This is a genomic window from Curtobacterium sp. MCLR17_007 (assembly GCF_003234655.2).
GTDB lineage: Bacteria > Actinomycetota > Actinomycetes > Actinomycetales > Microbacteriaceae > Curtobacterium.
Genome location: NZ_CP126271.1, coordinates 334,964 through 350,594 on the forward strand (window position 1 = coordinate 334,964; position 15,631 = coordinate 350,594).

Sequence of the window (15,631 nt, forward strand, 5' to 3'; positions counted from 1 at the left end):
TCCGGTGCGACGAGTCCGATGTCGTACGACAGCGGCGGTGTCGTGTGGGTGGCGGGCTGTCGGCGTTACGACGAAGCCGATGTCGTACGACAGCGGCGGTGTCGCGTGGGTGGCGGGCTGTCGGCGGTGCGACGAGTCCGATGTCGTACGACAGCGACGGTGTCGCGTGGGTGGCGGCAGCCCGCGCGACGCGCGCGTCAGGCGCCCGTGCTCGCCCGCGGGACCAGCCGCGTCGGCAGCGCCGGCGCTGCCGGCTCCGTGCCGTCGAGCATCGCGAGCAGCCGCAGTGCCGCCGCACGACCGAGCTCGGCGCCCGGCAGTGCGACGCTCGTCAGCGCCGGCGCCGTGACCGACGACGAGGGCAGGTCGTCGAACCCGGCCACCGCCAGCGCTGCCGGCACCGCGATGCCCCGGGCCGACGCGACCCGGAGCACCCCGTACGCCAGGGTGTCCGCGGCGGCGACCACGGCGGTGACCCCGTCGGTGAGCCAGGCGTCGACGACCCCGTCGACAGCGGAGGCCGCGGCGTCGATCGTCAGGTCGGCGCTGGCGGACATCGGCGACAGGGAGACGTCCGCCTCCGCACACGCCTGCTCGAACATCGACCGGCGGAGCGCGAACGTCGTCGCCCGCGAGGTGCCGTCGAGGTAGGCGACACGACGGTGCCCGGCCAGGGCGAGGTGCGACACCAGCGCCGAGACGCCGGCGGACAGGTCGTAGTTGACGGCGTCGGGGCCGCCGGGTGCGTCGAGCAGCACGACGGGGACGCTCGCGGTCATCGCCTGGTCGGCGGCCGGAGCGTCGACGAGGATGCCGGCCGGCCGGAGCCGCTCGAAGCGCCGGACGTCTGCGGCGACGGGCTGCGCACCGCGTTCCGTGACCGAGAGCACCAGCTGGAACCGGTCGCCGACGGTGTCCCGCACGCCGCGGATGACCTCGGCGAAGAAGGGGTTCGACAGGTCGGGGGCGATGAGGACCACGAGGTCGCCGCTGCCCCGCGCCAAGGAACTGGCGGCGTGGTCGACGACGTAGCCGAGGTCGTCCACGGCGTCACGGACCCGAGCGACGATCGGTGCCGAGACCCGGCCGCGCTCCTTGCCGTTGACCACGAGCGAGACCGTGGCGATGCTCGTCCCGGCGCGCTCCGCGACCATCGCGGCGGTGACACGGCGGCTGTTCGGGGCGGGTGACGGCACCTCCCGATCGTAGCGAGCAGCGGTCGCCGACTTGACGTCAAGCGTTTGATGCGCTGTGATGTCAAACGCTTGACGCGGCGTGCATGGCGCGTCAGGCCACCGACCTCCCCCGGGCGCGACCCGGATCCCCGACGAAGTGGAGCCCCTGTGCCCGAGAAGATCATCCTGGACTGCGACCCCGGTCACGACGACGCCGTGGCGATGCTGCTGGCGCACGGCAACCCGGACATCGAGCTGCTGGCCGTGACCACCGTCGTCGGCAACCAGACCCTGCCGAAGGTCACGCGCAACGCGCTGGCCGTCGCCCGCATCGCGGGGATCACCGGCGTCCCCTTCGCCGCCGGTGCCGACCGCCCGCTGCTGCGCGAGATCGAGGTCGCGGGCGACATCCACGGCGAGAGCGGCCTCGACGGCCCGATGCTGCCCGAGCCGTCGTTCCAGCTCGACGAGCGGCACGCGGTCGACCTGATCATCGAGACCGTGATGGCGCACGAGCCCGGCACGGTCACGCTCGTGCCGACCGGTGGGCTGACGAACATCGCCCTCGCGGCCCGCAAGGAGCCCCGCATCGTCGAGCGCGTCAAGCAGGTCGTGCTGATGGGCGGCGGCGTGCACGTCGGCAACTGGAGCCCGGTCGCCGAGTTCAACATCGTCATCGACCCCGAGGCCGCGTCCATCGTCTTCGACGCCGGGTGGGACGTCGTGATGGTCGGCCTCGACCTGACGCACCAGGCACTCGCCACCACCGAGGTCGCCGAGCGCATCGCCGCCGTCGGCACTGCACCGGCGGCCTTCGTCGGGGAGCTCCTCGACTTCTTCGGCCAGACGTACCGGGACGCGCAGGGCTTCGACGCCCCGCCCGTGCACGACCCCTGCGCCGTCGCGTACGTCATCGACCCGACGATCGTGCGTGCCGTGAAGGTCCCGATCCACGTCGAGACCCAGGGCACGCTGACCCTCGGCATGACCGTCGCCGACTTCCGCGCTCCCGCGCCCGCGGACTGCCACACGAGCGCCGCCCTGGAACTCGACCACACACGGTTCTGGGACCTGGTCGTCGATGCCCTCGAGCGCATCGGCGAGACGCCGGACACCGGATGGACCCCCCGCGCCACCGCCTCCACCACGACCACGACCACGACCACGACCACGGAGATCTGAGACCCATGACCACCACATCGACGAAGAAGTCGATCGGCGCCCTCACGGCGGCGCTCCTCGCCGCGTGCATCGCGTTCCAGCTGAACGCGAGCATGCTCAGCCCCGCGCTGGTCACGATGGCGCGCGAGCTCAAGACCGACGACGCCACGATCGGCCTGTCCCAGACGCTGTACTTCACGCTCGCCGCGCTGTTCTCGCTGTTCCTGCCGCGCCTGTCCGACATCGTGGGCCGCAAGCGCGTCCTGGTCGGCATGCTCGCCGTGATGCTCGTCGGCAGCATCGTCGCCGCGCTCGCGGTCAACGTGCCGATGCTCTTCACGGGCCGCATCATCCAGGGCGTCACGGGCCCGGTCGTCCCGATCTGCCTGCTCGTGCTGCGCAACGAGATCAGCGACCCGAAGCGCTACGGTGCCTCCCTCGGTCTGCTCACCGCGGTCAACGGCGGCATCGCGGGGATCGACTCGCTCGCCGGCGGGTGGATCGCCACCAACTTCGGCTTCCGCGGCATCTTCTGGGTCATCGCCGTCGTCACCGTCATCGCGCTGCTGTTCGTCGTGGTCTGGGGCGTCGAGTCCCGTCCGTCGCAGGGCACCCGGATGGACTGGGTCGGCGTGGTCCCGCTCGTGGTCTCGGTCGGGGCGCTGCTGACCGCGTTCAACGAGGCCGGCAAGCTCGGAGCCGCGAACCCGGCGATCGTGATCGGCGGCATCGTCGTCGCCCTGGCCGCCTTCGCCGTGTTCTGGGCCGTCGAGTCGCGGGTGCGCGAACCGCTCGTCGAGACCCGGTTCCTGAAGCGCCGGGGCACGTGGGCGCTCCTCGCCACCACGTTCCTGACGATGACGGGCGTCTTCGCCGTGGTCAACGGGCTGGTCACGTCGCTCGCACAGAACCCCGACGCGGGCTTCGGGATGGAGGCCGACCTCGCCTCGCTCGTGTTCCTCACGCCCTACGCGCTGGTCGGCTGGATCGTCGGACCGTTCGCCGGTCGGCTCGCGCCCACCATCGGCTACCGCGCGATCCTGCGCGTCGGGTTGACCGGCAGCATCCTCGCGACCCTGCTGATGGCGTTCGTCGGTGTGCACTCCCTGCCGGTGCTCGTCGCCGCGACGGTGCTGATCGGCATCACCTACGCCGGCATCGCCAACATCATCCTGAACGGCCTGGGCATCGTGCTGTCGCCCGCGTCGAACCCCGGCTTCCTGCCCGGGCTCAACGCCGGTGCGTTCAACCTCGGCGCCGGCGTGAGCTTCGCCGTGCTGCCCGCGCTGCAGATCGCCCTCGGCGTCGGAGGGTCCTCCGGCACCGCGGGGTACTCCGGTGGCATGCTCCTCGGTGCCGTCATCACGATCGCCGCGCTCGCCGTGTCGTTCCTCATCCCGCGGCCGGCCGAGGCCGAGACGACCGCCCCCGCACCCCAGAAGGAGACCGTCCGGTGAACACGATCGTCGTCGTCGGGTCGCTCAACGCCGACCTGGTGGTCCGCACCGAGCGCTTCCCGAAGCCCGGTGAGACCCTGCACGGGTCCGACCTCGCCACCCTGCCGGGCGGCAAGTCCGCCAACCAGGCGGTGGCAGCCGGGAGGCTCGGGGGAGCCGTGCGCATGATCGGTGCGGTCGGCGACGACGGCAACGGTGCGCTGCTCCGCGACTCCGTCGCGGCGGCGGGCGTCGACACGACGCACGTCGCCGTCCGACCGGGAACGGCCACCGGCACCGCCGTCATCACCGTCGACGGTCACGGCGAGAACACCATCGTGATCTCCGGCGGTGCGAACGCCACGCTGACGCCCGCCGACCTCCCCGCCGACGCGTTCGCCGACGCCGAGGTGCTCGGGCTCTGCCTCGAGGTCGCGATGGACGTGGTGCTCGCCGCTGCCCGGGCCGCGCACGACGCCGGGGTGACGGTGCTGACGAACCTGTCCCCGTTCGGCGACGTCCCGCGCGAGCTCCTCGACCTGACCGACGTGCTGCTGGTCAACGAGCACGAGGCCGAGCTGCTCGGGGACCACGGCGTCGCCCGGTCGATCGTCACGCGGGGCGGGGCCGGGTCGGTCGTGCACGACGGGGACGTGCCGCCCGTCGAGGTCCCGGCGATCCCCGTCGACGCCGTCGACACCACCGGCTGCGGCGACGCCTTCATGGGTGCGGTGGCGCTCCGGCTGGCGGCCGGGGACGCCCTCGTCGACGCCGCGCGCTTCGCCGCCGGGGTCGGGGCGTACGCCGCGACCGGGGTGGGGGCACAGGCCTCGTACCCGACCACGGACCAGCTGGCGGCGTTCCTGCGGGCCTGACCCGAGCCTCCCGTCCGGTGCGTGCCGAGCATGCCGGTACGGTTTCCGTCATGCGCGTGGGAGTCCTCGACATCGGGTCCAACACCGGCCACCTGCTGGTGGTCGACGCCCACGGCGGCGCGGCGCCGCTGCCGGCATCGTCGTACAAGCGGCCGCTGCGGCTCGCTGAGCACCTGGACGAGGACGGCGCCGTGACGCGGGTCGGGATCGACGCGTTGACGGACTTCGTCGCCGCGTCGGTGCGGGTCGCCGAGGACCGCGGCTGCGAGGACATGCTCGGGTTCGCGACCTCGGCCGTCCGCGACGCCGTGAACTCGGACGCCGTCCTGGCGCACGTCGAGGACCGCACCGGGGTCGAGCTCGCCGTGCTCTCCGGCTCGGACGAGGCGCGGTTGACGTTCCTCGCAGTGCGTCGCTGGTTCGGCTGGTCGGCCGGACGACTGGCGGTCTTCGACATCGGGGGCGGGTCGCTCGAGATCGCCGGCGGTGCGGACGAAGCGCCCGACGTGGCGTGGTCGATGCCGATCGGCGCGGCGCGGCTCGCACGGTCGTTCTTCGCCGCGGGGACGCCGACCGAGGACGACGTCCGGCGCCTGCGGCACGACATCCGCGTCGAGATCGCCCGCGACGCCGGCAAGCTCCTGCGCGCGGGAGCACCCGACCGGGCCGTCGCGACCTCGAAGACGTTCCGGTCCCTCGCCCGGATCTGCGGAGCGGCGCCGTCGGCGGCCGGTCCGCTCGTCCCCAGAGCCCTCGACGGCGCGGTCCTGCGTGACCAGCTGCCGTCGCTGCTGCGGATGTCGGTCGACGAGCTCGCCGCGCTGCCAGGGGTCTCACCGAGCCGGGCGCACCAGGTCGTCCCCGGAGCGCTCGTCGCCGAGGCGTGCCTGGACATCTTCGATTTGCCGGCGCTCGAGATCTGCCCGTGGGCGCTGCGCGAGGGCGTGATCCTCGAGCGACTCGACCAGCTGTCGGTGCTCGGGACGTCCTAGGCTCGACGCCGCTTCGGTGGTGCGAGCAGCCACGGACGGATCAGCGTCGTCACGAACGGCAGCACCCAGAAGGTCATGATCGGCGTCAACACGAGCGTGGTGATCAGGACGCGGGGCAGCGCCGCGAGACCCGCGAACGACGGCACGAGCAGCCCGACCAGGACCGTGAACGCCAGGTTGACCGGGAAGAACCCGAGCCAGATGCTGACCGCCTGCTTCCACCGCGGGGGAGCACTCGATGCCGGGGTGTCCGACGGGGCGTCGAACCAGCCCTCGATGCCGGTGCGCTTCTCGACGCGGGACTCCACCACGAGGTCGCGGCCGAGGTCGAGCCACCGCAGTCGGTCGTCGGAGTTCTCCCACGTCGACAGGGAGTCGTGGTCGGCGAACCGGTAGAGCATGTGCCACTCGCGGGACTGTGCGCGGGAGCGGACCCATCCGGAGCCGAGGAAGCCCGGGTAGCGGTTCGCCAGGTTCACCCCGGACTGCACCCAGCGGGTGGCCTCGGTGATGCGGTCCGGCTCGACCAGGCGGGTGATGGAGACGGTGACGGGTGGGCCGGCGGTCTCGGGTGGCGACGACACGGCCCCAGGCTCTTCTGGAGTCATCCGCCCAGTGTCGCGGATCCGTGTTTCGCGCTGATGACGTGATCAAGAACGGGCACGTCTTCGCCCCCGACCGCGGCTTCCTCGCGTTCACCGTCCCCGGGATGGCCGACTTCATCCACCGCACCGTCACGACGTGACGGCCGAGGCTGGCGCCCGGAACGGCTAGCTGGCCTGCTTCTTCGCCGCGGGCTTCTTCGCAGGGGCCTTCTTGGTCGCCGGCTTCTTCGCGGGCGCCTTCTTCGCCGGGGCCTTCTTCGTCTCGGTGTCCGCCGCGTCGTCGGCGCCGGATCCCTTCGACGCGGCGCCGGAGCCGGACCCAGACGAACGCGAGCCGCTGGACGAACGCGACCCCGAGCCTCCCGTCCGCTTCTTGTCCACGGACGCGCGCAGCGCGGCCATCAGGTCGATGACGTCACCGCCCTCGTCGTCGTCCGTCGCGGCCTGCTCGCCGAAGGTCGCGGCGGTGTCGACGTCGTCACCCGACTCGAGCTTGGCGTCGATGAGCTGCTGCAGCTCCGCCTGGTACTCGTCGGTGTAGCGGTCCGGGTCGAAGTCGGTCGACATGCTCGCGACCAACGAGGACGACATCTTCAGCTCGTTCGCGCTGACCTTCACCGAGGTGTCGAGGGCCGTGAAGTCGGCGGCGCGGACCTCGTCGCCCCACAGCAGCCCCTGCAGCAGCAGCACGTCGTCGTGCACCCGCAGGACGCCGAGCCGGGTCTTCTGCCGCAGCGTGAACTGCACGATCGCCAGGCGGTCGGTCTCCTCGAGCGTCCGTCGGAGCAGGACGTACGCCTTCGGGGAGCGGGAGTCTGGCTCGAGGTAGTAGGTCTTCTCGAACATCATCGGGTCGACCTGGTCGACGGGGACGAACTCGAGCACCTCGATCTCGTGCGACTGCTCCTGGGGGAGCTTCTTGAAGTCGTCGGCCGTCAGCACCACGGTCTTCTCGCCGTCGTCGTACGCGCGCTGGATGTCGGCGTACTCGACCTCGTGGCCGAGCTCGCACACGCGCTTGTACCGGATGCGGGCCTTGTCCTCGTCGTGGACCTGGTGCATCGACACGTCGTGGGTCTCGGTCGCGGCGTAGACCTTGATGGGCACGTTGACCAGCCCGAACGCGATGGAGCCCTTCCAGATCGACCTCATGCGCTCATGATGCCCGGATGCACGTGGGAGCGTGCGGGTTTTCCCTGCTCCCTCGGTGTGACGGGGGGAACGAGCGAGCACGATGGACGCATGAGCCAGCTGGACAAGGACGACCCGCGCACGCAGTACGCACGGCCGCCGTTCCCCGCGCAGACGCAGCAGGGGTCGGGACGGGCCAGCGAGATGGACCCGCCGCCGGACCACGGTGAGACGAGCTACGTCGGCACGGGGCGGATGCCCGGGTACCGGGTGCTGGTCACCGGCGCCGACTCCGGCATCGGTCGCGCGGCGGCGATCGCGATGGCGAAGGAGGGCGCCGACGTCGTGCTGAACGCCCTGCCCGAGGAGATCGACGACCTGACCGAGGTCCGCGACCTGATCGGCGACCTCGGGCGCAAGGCGGTCATGTTCCCGGGGGACCTGACCGACGAGGCCTTCTGCCAGGAGCTCGTCCGGACTGCCGTCAGCGAGCTCGGCGGCCTCGACGCCCTGGTGCTCGTCGCCGGCAGCCAGCAGGTGCACGAGGACGTCGCCGAGCAGTCGACCGCGGACTTCGACCGGACCATGAAGGTCAACGTGTACGCGATGTTCTGGCTGGTGCGGGAAGCCGTCCCGCACATGGCCCCGGGCAGCGCGATCGTCACGACGAGCTCGGTGTCGGCGTACGAACCGCAGGGCCGCATGATCGACTACGCCGCCACCAAGGCAGCGATCATCACGTACACGAACGGCCTCGCGCGGCAGCTCGCAGCGAAGGGCATCCGCGCCAACACCGTGGTCCCCGGCCCCGTGTGGACGCCCCTGCAGCCGATCAGCTACCCGGGCGACGAGATCGCGTCGTACGGGCAGGGCACCCCGTTCGGTCGGCCTGCCCAGCCGGTCGAGCTCGGCAGCGCCTACGTGTACCTCGCCGGGCCGGAGTCGTCGTACACGTCCGGGACGACGCTGACGGTGGCGGGAGCGACCGGGGTCGCGCTGTGAGCCCCGTGGCGCGGACGGGTCCCGTGGCGCGGACGGGTGCCGCGGCGCGGAAGACCACCGTGCTGGTCGGCAACCGTCGACTCGCGCTGACGAACCTCGACAAGGTGCTCTACCCGGAGACCGGCACGACGAAGGGGCGGGTCGTCGAGTACTACGAGCGTGTGGCCCCCTGGATGATCCCGCACGTCAAGGACCGGCCGATGACCCGGAAGCGCTGGGCGAACGGCGTCGACGGCAAGGTCTTCTTCGAGAAGAACCTGCCCGACTCCGCGCCCGACTGGGTCCGGCACCACACGATCGAGCACTCCGACCACGACAACGAGTACCCGGTCGTCGACGACCTGCCGACGCTGGTCTGGATGGCGCAGCAGGCGGCGCTCGAACTCCACGTCCCGCAGTGGCGCTTCGGCCCGCGCGGCGGGCGGCAGGACCCCGACCGGCTGGTGCTCGACCTGGACCCCGGCGAGGGCGTCGGGCTCGCGGAATGCGTCGAGGTGGCGGTCGCCGCCCGGGAGGTCCTGCAGGGCATGGGACTCGACCCCTACCCGGTGACGTCGGGGTCGAAGGGCATCCACCTCTACGCCGCACTCGACGGCCGGGCCTCGACCGACCAGGTGTCCGAGGTGGCGCACGAGCTGGCCAGGGCACTCGAGCAGGACCTGCCCGACCTGGTGCTGTCCTCGATGAGCCGGGCCGAGCGGCGGGGCAAGGTCTTCGTCGACTGGTCCCAGAACAACGGCAACAAGACCACGATCGCCCCGTACTCGCTCCGGGGCCGGTCGACGCCGACCGTTGCTGCACCGCGGTCATGGGACGAGCTGACCGAGCGGGGGCTCGCCCAGCTGACGCTGGACGAGGTGCTGGAGCGGCTGCAGGACCACGGGGACCTGCTGCACCCCGTCGCCGCCGGCGCGCTGTCGGTCGGGAGGCCCGACTCCGGTCACTGGGACAGCGACCGGACCCAGCGGGCGAACGACGCCGAGCAGCCCGGTCGCGACCGGCTCGCCGCCTACCGTGCCAAGCGGGACGCGTCGAAGACACCCGAGCCCGTCCCGCAGGACGCCCCGACGGTGCGGGCGGACGGCACCCCGACCTTCGTGATCCAGGAACACCACGCGACCCGCGACCACTACGACTTCCGGCTCGAGCACGACGGTGTGCTCGTCAGCTGGGCCCTGCCGAAGGGCGAACCGACGGACCCGGGGAAGAACCACCTGGCCGTCATGACCGAGGACCACCCGCTCGAGTACGGCTCGTTCGAGGGCACGATCCCGCACGACGAGTACGGCGGTGGGACGGTGACGCTGTGGGACGACGGCACGTACGACCTCGAGAAGTGGCGCGAGGGGGAAGAGGTCATCGTGACACTGCACGGTCGGACCAACGGCAACCGGCGTCTGGCGATCCTGCACACCCGCGGCCGGGGACGCGGGCGCGACGGCGACGAGAAGAACTGGCTGATCCACCGCACGAAGGAGCAGCCCGACGACGCAGCTGAGGCAACGGGGAGCGGAACAACGGCGGTGGTCGGCCGGGGAGCCGGCCCGCGAGCACCGCGGACCCCTGCGACGGCGCCGGCGTCGACCCCGCCGTCCGACCGGCAGACCATGCAGGCGACGCTGGCGAAGGGGCCACCGGACCTCGACCCCGCGGACTGGGCGTTCGAGATGAAGTGGGACGGCGTCCGCGCGCTCGCGACCGTCCGTGACGGCGAGGTCACCCTGCGCAGTCGCAACGGCAACGACCTGACGGCGCAGTACCCCGAGCTGCAGGAGCTCGGCGAGCGCGCGGGCGTGGACGGGGTCTTCGACGGCGAGGTCGTCGCGCTCGACGACCGCGGGCGCCCGCGCTTCCAGCTGCTGCAGGACCGCATGGGCCTGACCAGGAAGCGCGAGGTCGACGCCGCACGCGAACGCACCCCGGTGCGGTTCATGCTCTTCGACGTGTTGGAGGCGGACGGACACGAGCTCACCCGGTTGTCGTACGACCGTCGCCGCGAAGCGCTCGAGACGGTGGTCGAGCCGGGTGGGGCGATCGAGTTCCCCGCCGCGGTCGACGGCGACCTCGCGAAGGCGGTCGCCGACTCGGCGCGGGCCGGGCTGGAGGGCGTGGTCGCGAAGAAGCGCTCGTCCCGGTACGCAGAAGGACGCCGCTCCGAGGCATGGCTCAAGATCAAGCACCACGCCACGCAGGAGGTCGTGGTCGCGGGCTGGAAGCCGGGCAGCGGGCGACGCGAGGGTGGGATCGGGTCGTTGCTGCTCGGCATCCCGGGCGACGACGGGCTGCAGTACGTCGGCAAGGTCGGCACCGGGTTCAGCGACCGGGACCTCGACGAGATCGCGGAGGTGCTCGCACCGCTCGGCCGGGACACCTCGCCCTTCGAGGACGTGCCCCGCGCCGACGCCCGGGACGCACACTGGCTCACCCCGGCGCACGTGGGCGAGGTCGAGTTCGCGGAGTGGACCGCCGACGGCCGACTGCGCCAGGCGTCGTGGCGTGGGTGGCGCGCGGACAAGTCGCCGGACGACGTGGTGCGGGAGTGAGCGCGCACGCGGCACCATGCGTGCGCATCGGCTCCGCTGGAGGCGAACTTCCGTCCCCCGACGACGCCGTCGATGGGGGACGATCCTGTCTGCCCCGCCGTGATCGACCGCGGGGCTGTTACGTTCGCCGGGACGAGAGGTGCGGCGATGGGCGCGAGCAACTACCTGCCACCGTTCGACGCGGACGAGCACGCCACGGCGTCCGGGAACGACACAGGGGCCGACGGGGGACGACGAGCACCGCGGGCTGCGGGCGAGTCGAGCGCGGTGATGACGGCAACGGACGCCGAGGTCACGTACGCCGACTTCCTCGGCGACGAGGTCGAGGACTGATGCCGGTCGATCCGTCGGCACCGTTCGCGCCACAGCGGGTGGGGCGGCCCGTGCGCCGGATCAGGGAGCGCACGGACCGCCGCCCAAGCGCCGTGACCGGTCGTTCAGGGTGACCGGCCACGGCGCGCTCGACCCGTCCGCGCGACGGCGGACGGCAGCTCCGTACTGACGACGAACCGACAGCACGTTTCGTCACGCACGAATCCGACCACGATCCGGGAAGGCCCGACCACTGACCGAGCAGCAGCCGCTCGCGTCCCTGTCGGACGCCTCACTCGTCGAGCGTTCGGCCGACGGCGACGCAGCGGCGTTCGGCGTGCTGATCCGTCGCTACGGCCCGCTCATGCGCGCGTACGCGGCGCGCATCCTCGGGTACGGCGACGGAGAGGCGGACGATGCGGTGCAGGAAGCCGCGCTGCAGGCCTGGCAGCGGATGGAGCGCGTCGAGGACCCCGACCGCGTCCGGACGTGGCTGTTCCGCATCGCGGCGAACAAGGCGCTCGACCGCCTGCGGCGGCGGCACCCCCACCTCGACCTGGAGGCCGTCCCCGAGCCCCCGACGGACCGCACGGTGGACCAGGTGGTCGAGACCCGGATGCAGGTCGACGAGCTCGCGAAGGTCGTCCGCAACCTGCCGGACGCGCAGCGAGCAGTCTGGGTGATGCGGGAGGTCGGGGGCGCGTCCTACGCCGAGATCGCGGAGCAGACCGGGATGTCGGCAGCAGCCGTCCGTGGGTCCCTCGCACGTGCGCGGCGAACAGTGCTCGAACAGATGGAGGGGTGGCGATGACCGACGACCAGGTCGACGACCGCTACGGCGCCTTCACGCTCGACGAGCTCTCCGACTACCTCGACTCGGGACGCGACCCCGTCCGTGACGACATCGAGGCCGACCCGGCGGCGACGGATGCCCTGCAACGGCTGGAACGGCTCCGCGCGGCGTCCTCGGACCTGCTCGACGCGGACGTCCGCACTGCCGGTCGGGATGACGAAGGGTGGATCACCGGCGTGCTCGCGACCATCCGGACGACCGCGCACGCCGGACGGGACATCCCGGTGCCCGACGCAGACCCCGCGTCGGCGCTCGTCGTGACCGAGGGCGCGCTGCGTGGACTCGTCCGCGGGCTCGGGGACGCGATGCCCGGTGTGCTCGTCCGGCGCACCCGGTTCACCGGCGACCTGTCGACACCCGGGGCCGACATCGACGTCGAGGTGACGATCGCCGCGGCAGCGGACGCCCCGCTCCGGGACCGGGCGGAGGCCCTGCGGGTCGTCGTGCACGCTGCGCTCGAGGAGCACGCGCCGTTCACCGTCCGGGCCCTGACCGTGCGCGTCGCCGACGTGCTGGACCCCGGGAGCGCATCGTGACCGCAGACACCCGGGCGCTCTCACGCGCCGTGACCGAGGCGGTCCTCGCCGTGCCGGCCGTCCGGTCGGTCATCCCGCCGGGACCGAGCCTGGCGGTGCTGGTCCGCGACGTCCGGTCGGTGCTGGACCTGCCGCGTGACGGTGGCGCGGTCCTGGTCGAGGACCGCGACGACGGCGTCCGGGTCCGGGTGGTCGCCGCGGTCGGAGCCCAACGGTCGGCGATCGCGAGCGTGCGAGCCGTGCGCGACGCGGTCGTGGCGAGCGTGGAACTCGCGACCGGCGAACGCCCCGTACGGGTCGACGTCCGGGTCATCGAGATCCTCTGACCTGTCCGGACACGACCTGGTCCGGCTGCCGGAGCGGCCTGATGTGGTCCGGCGTCGGTCAGGCGGCGGGAGCGGGCCCGTCGGTCGGCTCGGCGTGGTCCGCGACCGGCAGACCCTCGTCCACGAGGTCGTCCTCCTCAGGCTCGACCACGTCGGCCGCTGCGGCCTTCGCCTCGTCGATCGCCTGCTGCGACTCGCGCAGGAGTCCGTCGTCGCCGGTGGGTGCCTGTTCGCTCATGACCGCGACGTTACGCGGGAGCGCCTGAACCGGTCTCACGGCGCGGACGGCGCTGCGGCTCGTAGTCGACGGCCGAGGTCGGGGCGGGCGAGGTGGGCATCATCGGGAGCGCCGGTGCACCGTGTGCGTCGGCGGCGTCGAGCACCGCACGCGTGGCCGCAGCGGCCAGCCGGAGTGCGTCGCCGACGGGCAGCGCACGGTGGGCCGGTGTCCGGACCTCGACGCCCCACGGTTCGTCGTGGCCGAGTTCGCGGGCGACACGGACGACCCCGGGGACGTCCCACGCCCCGGCGCCCGGCAGGTAGCGTGCCGAGCGCGACTCCTCGGCGAGGGTCATGCCACTCGGGGTCGAGAGCAGGCCGTCGCTCAGCTCGACCGCTGCGAGCACCGACGGGTCGACGCCCTGGCGGATCGACGCGAGCGTGGACCCGCCCCGCAGTGCGTGCATCACGTCCAGCAGCACGCCGCCGCTCCCCGCCGTCGTGACGAACCGCGAGGCCCGCTCCACCGTCGGCAGGTTCGACCACGGTTCCGGCTCGAGGACCAGCTGTGCCCCCACCCCCTCGGTCTGCCGTGCCAGCGCCACCCAGTCGTCGAGCATCGCGGCGGGCGAGACGCCCGGCAGGGACACGTCAGCACGAGCCACCACCTGCCACGCGCTGAGCGACGCCGCGGCCTCGAGGAGGACCCCGCGCTCGCCACCGGACCCGGCCGTCGCGTCGGAGCCCGTCCACCACGTGCTGAGGGTCCCGAGCTGCACCCAGACGATCCCGGCATCGTCGAGCATGCGTCGCAGCCGGGCGAAGCCGATCGTGGCGCGGACCTCGTACAGGTCGTCGAGTGCGAGGGCGATCCCCGCGAACCCGGCGTCACCGACGGCGCGGACTCGCTGGTCGATCGGTTCGTCGCCGTCCCAGGTCCAGGACGTCGCCAGCAGGTCGTGTTCGAGCACGTCGCACCTCTTCCCCGGTGCACGCGCGGCGGTCGCCCTCGACCCCGCCGACACCGATCAGGACACCGCGATCCCGACACGGCGTCGGGTCCAGGGATACCCGCCGTGCCTCCGAGCGCTCACAGCGCCCGGCAACACCCTCGACACGCGCTCACACCAGTCGCGTCCGGACGCTCCCGACCCCGGCGATCGTGCCCTCCAGTGTGGAGCCGCGCGCGACCACACCGACACCCTCCGGGGTCCCCGTCATCACGAGGTCGCCGGGTTCGAGCCGCACCGCGCGCGACAGCTCGGCGATGACCTCGGCGACCGACCAGATCTGGTCACCCAGGTCACCGTGCTGGCGGCGCTCGCCGTCGACCAGCAGCTCGACCGTGCCCCGGGTCGGGTCGACCGTGCCCGCGGGGACGACGGCGCCGATCGGGGCCGAGGCGTCGAACCCCTTCGCCATGTCCCACGGTCGCCCGAGCCGCTTGGCTTCGGCCTGCAGGTCGCGGCGCGTCAGGTCCAGCCCGACGGCGTAGCCCCAGACGTGGTCGAGCGCGTCCGCCACGGCGATGTCACTGCCGCCACCGCCGATCGCGACCACGAGTTCGACCTCGTGTTCGAGTCGTTCCGTCATGGACGGATAGGGCGTGTCCGCGTCGTCGGCCACCACCGCGTCGGCTGGCTTGGTGAAGAAGAACGGCGGCTCGCGGTCCGGGTCGTGCCCCATCTCGCGGGCGTGCGCCGCGTAGTTCCGTCCGACGCAGAACACGCGACGGACCGGGAAGCGCCCGCCCGTCGTCGTCGGGACGGTCGGGAGGGCCTGGGCCGGGATCACGAGGTCGGACACGTCCTCAGCCTGCCAGACCACGGCGGCCCGGCGCCGGTCAGTCGGCGAACGACGCCTCGTACCGCAGTGCCCGCGCCCGGGCACGCTCCTGACGCTCGCGCCACTCGGCGCGGAGCTCTGCGAGTTCGACGTCGCGGCCCTTGGCGCGCATCAGCGGGCCGTAGTGCGGGTTCGCCAGCAGGCGCGGGATGCAGACCTCGGCACGCCACAACTCGAGTCGGAACTCGTCATCAGTCAGATCGGAGATCATCGTCGTCCCTTCGGCCTGTTCTCGCGCGCACGATCCACCGGAGCGCGTCGTACATCCACTCGTCGTCGTCGGTCGTCCAGGAGCGCGTGGCCAGCGCATCGGCCAACAACGCGGCGGCGGCACGCCGGTCCGTCTGCCCGGACAGGGCCCGTTCCGTGACCCATGACCAACGCTGCCACCACTGGTCGCGGTGCGCCAAGAACTCCGTATTCCGCCGCATCGCGCGGCCCTCGCGCAGGGTCACGAAGGTCGCGCCGACCGCCGCACATGCGCTCAACACCGACACGAGCACGCTCGCCCACCCGATCCCTGATCCGTCCATGTGGACAGCGTCGCGCGCAGGGCAGGACCGCAGACGGGCCGGCGGCCGTCCTGTGGAGACTGCGCCGGGCCTCCCGGATGTGGAGGA

The 15,631-nt window shown here is 72.3% G+C and carries 19 protein-coding genes; 11 read left to right on the forward strand and 8 right to left on the reverse strand.

What is annotated here, in order from left to right:
- Window positions 1-197 precede the first annotated feature (197 nt).
- Window positions 198-1,196, reverse strand: a complete 999-nt coding sequence (locus DEJ13_RS01660; protein ID WP_258374154.1) for a LacI family DNA-binding transcriptional regulator — start codon at window positions 1,194-1,196, stop codon at window positions 198-200.
- A 147-nt stretch (window positions 1,197-1,343) separates the two neighbouring features.
- On the opposite strand from DEJ13_RS01660, the gene uriH reads away from it, so the two are divergent.
- From uriH to DEJ13_RS01680, 4 genes are read left to right on the forward strand one after another with little or no spacing between them, the layout of a single operon-like run.
- A complete protein-coding gene (gene uriH, locus DEJ13_RS01665) occupies window positions 1,344-2,357 on the forward strand; it encodes a uridine-preferring nucleoside hydrolase UriH (RefSeq protein WP_111107589.1) in 1,014 nt (337 codons plus the stop codon).
- Window positions 2,358-2,362: 5 nt separating this feature from the next.
- Entirely contained in the window at window positions 2,363-3,793 is a 1,431-nt protein-coding gene (uriT, locus tag DEJ13_RS01670) for a uridine transporter UriT (RefSeq protein ID WP_111107590.1), read from the forward strand.
- A complete protein-coding gene (locus DEJ13_RS01675; RefSeq protein WP_111107591.1) occupies window positions 3,790-4,647 on the forward strand; it encodes a ribokinase in 858 nt (285 codons plus the stop codon). The genes uriT and DEJ13_RS01675 overlap by 4 nt, the downstream gene beginning before the upstream one ends.
- A 50-nt stretch (window positions 4,648-4,697) precedes the next feature.
- Window positions 4,698-5,639 carry a Ppx/GppA family phosphatase gene (locus tag DEJ13_RS01680; RefSeq protein ID WP_111107592.1) on the forward strand — a complete coding sequence of 314 codons (942 nt, stop codon included), beginning with the start codon at window positions 4,698-4,700 and terminating at the stop codon, window positions 5,637-5,639.
- Here DEJ13_RS01680 and DEJ13_RS01685 read toward each other — a convergent pair.
- On the reverse strand, window positions 5,636-6,247 hold the full coding sequence (locus tag DEJ13_RS01685) for an antibiotic biosynthesis monooxygenase (RefSeq protein ID WP_111107593.1): 612 nt from the start codon (window positions 6,245-6,247) through the stop codon (window positions 5,636-5,638). The genes DEJ13_RS01680 and DEJ13_RS01685 overlap by 4 nt on opposite strands.
- Before the next feature lie 20 nt (window positions 6,248-6,267).
- Here DEJ13_RS01685 and DEJ13_RS18170 point away from each other — a divergent pair, with 20 nt between their 5' ends.
- Entirely contained in the window at window positions 6,268-6,384 is a 117-nt protein-coding gene (locus DEJ13_RS18170; protein WP_502868718.1) for a DUF8462 domain-containing protein, read from the forward strand.
- Window positions 6,385-6,409: 25 nt separating this feature from the next.
- Here DEJ13_RS18170 and ku read toward each other — a convergent pair whose 3' ends face one another.
- Window positions 6,410-7,396, reverse strand: coding sequence for a non-homologous end joining protein Ku (gene ku, locus DEJ13_RS01690; protein ID WP_111107594.1), 987 nt, complete (start codon window positions 7,394-7,396; stop codon window positions 6,410-6,412).
- 90 nt (window positions 7,397-7,486) lie between these two features.
- Here ku and DEJ13_RS01695 point away from each other — a divergent pair, with 90 nt between their 5' ends.
- From DEJ13_RS01695 to DEJ13_RS01720, 6 genes are all read left to right on the forward strand, one after another.
- Window positions 7,487-8,377: an SDR family oxidoreductase gene (locus tag DEJ13_RS01695; RefSeq protein ID WP_111107595.1), complete on the forward strand. Its 891-nt coding sequence runs from the start codon at window positions 7,487-7,489 to the stop codon at window positions 8,375-8,377.
- 23 nt (window positions 8,378-8,400) lie between these two features.
- Window positions 8,401-10,920: an ATP-dependent DNA ligase gene (locus DEJ13_RS01700; RefSeq protein WP_111107653.1), complete on the forward strand. Its 2,520-nt coding sequence runs from the start codon at window positions 8,401-8,403 to the stop codon at window positions 10,918-10,920.
- Window positions 10,921-11,067: 147 nt separating this feature from the next.
- Window positions 11,068-11,253, forward strand: coding sequence for a hypothetical protein (locus DEJ13_RS01705; RefSeq protein ID WP_111107596.1), 186 nt, complete (start codon window positions 11,068-11,070; stop codon window positions 11,251-11,253).
- Window positions 11,254-11,512: 259 nt separating this feature from the next.
- Entirely contained in the window at window positions 11,513-12,043 is a 531-nt protein-coding gene (locus DEJ13_RS01710) for an RNA polymerase sigma factor (RefSeq protein WP_056126318.1), read from the forward strand.
- A complete protein-coding gene (locus DEJ13_RS01715; protein WP_146245284.1) occupies window positions 12,040-12,621 on the forward strand; it encodes a hypothetical protein in 582 nt (193 codons plus the stop codon). Before DEJ13_RS01710 ends, DEJ13_RS01715 begins: the two co-directional genes overlap by 4 nt.
- The gene (locus DEJ13_RS01720; protein ID WP_056126314.1) at window positions 12,618-12,947 is read left to right on the forward strand and encodes a hypothetical protein; all 330 of its coding nucleotides are present in this window, start codon (window positions 12,618-12,620) and stop codon (window positions 12,945-12,947) included. The genes DEJ13_RS01715 and DEJ13_RS01720 overlap by 4 nt, the downstream gene beginning before the upstream one ends.
- Window positions 12,948-13,005: 58 nt before the next feature.
- On the opposite strand, the gene DEJ13_RS01725 is transcribed toward DEJ13_RS01720, so the two are convergent.
- From DEJ13_RS01725 to DEJ13_RS01745, 5 genes are all read right to left on the reverse strand, one after another.
- A complete protein-coding gene (locus tag DEJ13_RS01725; RefSeq protein WP_056126312.1) occupies window positions 13,006-13,185 on the reverse strand; it encodes a hypothetical protein in 180 nt (59 codons plus the stop codon).
- A 10-nt stretch (window positions 13,186-13,195) separates the two neighbouring features.
- Window positions 13,196-14,137 (reverse strand): sugar phosphate isomerase/epimerase family protein, encoded by a 942-nt coding sequence (locus DEJ13_RS01730; protein ID WP_181437096.1) that lies wholly within the window; start codon window positions 14,135-14,137, stop codon window positions 13,196-13,198.
- A 151-nt stretch (window positions 14,138-14,288) separates the two neighbouring features.
- The gene (locus DEJ13_RS01735) at window positions 14,289-14,972 is read right to left on the reverse strand and encodes a fumarylacetoacetate hydrolase family protein (protein WP_111107654.1); all 684 of its coding nucleotides are present in this window, start codon (window positions 14,970-14,972) and stop codon (window positions 14,289-14,291) included.
- Between the two features lie 37 nt (window positions 14,973-15,009).
- Window positions 15,010-15,222 (reverse strand): hypothetical protein, encoded by a 213-nt coding sequence (locus DEJ13_RS01740; protein WP_056126309.1) that lies wholly within the window; start codon window positions 15,220-15,222, stop codon window positions 15,010-15,012.
- Entirely contained in the window at window positions 15,203-15,544 is a 342-nt protein-coding gene (locus tag DEJ13_RS01745) for a hypothetical protein (protein ID WP_146245285.1), read from the reverse strand. Before DEJ13_RS01745 ends, DEJ13_RS01740 begins: the two co-directional genes overlap by 20 nt.
- Window positions 15,545-15,631: the final 87 nt, after the last annotated feature.

Coding starts and splice junctions, on each gene's coding strand:
- uriT (WP_111107590.1), top strand. CDS start 2,363: ATGACCACCACATCGACGAAGAAGTCGATCGGCGCCCTCACGGCGGCG.
- DEJ13_RS01680 (WP_111107592.1), top strand. CDS start 4,698: ATGCGCGTGGGAGTCCTCGACATCGGGTCCAACACCGGCCACCTGCTG.
- DEJ13_RS01685 (WP_111107593.1), bottom strand. CDS start 6,247: ATGACTCCAGAAGAGCCTGGGGCCGTGTCGTCGCCACCCGAGACCGCC.
- ku (WP_111107594.1), bottom strand. CDS start 7,396: ATGAGGTCGATCTGGAAGGGCTCCATCGCGTTCGGGCTGGTCAACGTG.
- DEJ13_RS01695 (WP_111107595.1), top strand. CDS start 7,487: ATGAGCCAGCTGGACAAGGACGACCCGCGCACGCAGTACGCACGGCCG.
- DEJ13_RS01705 (WP_111107596.1), top strand. CDS start 11,068: ATGGGCGCGAGCAACTACCTGCCACCGTTCGACGCGGACGAGCACGCC.
- DEJ13_RS01715 (WP_146245284.1), top strand. CDS start 12,040: ATGACCGACGACCAGGTCGACGACCGCTACGGCGCCTTCACGCTCGAC.
- DEJ13_RS01725 (WP_056126312.1), bottom strand. CDS start 13,185: ATGAGCGAACAGGCACCCACCGGCGACGACGGACTCCTGCGCGAGTCG.
- DEJ13_RS01740 (WP_056126309.1), bottom strand. CDS start 15,222: ATGATCTCCGATCTGACTGATGACGAGTTCCGACTCGAGTTGTGGCGT.
- DEJ13_RS01745 (WP_146245285.1), bottom strand. CDS start 15,544: ATGGACGGATCAGGGATCGGGTGGGCGAGCGTGCTCGTGTCGGTGTTG.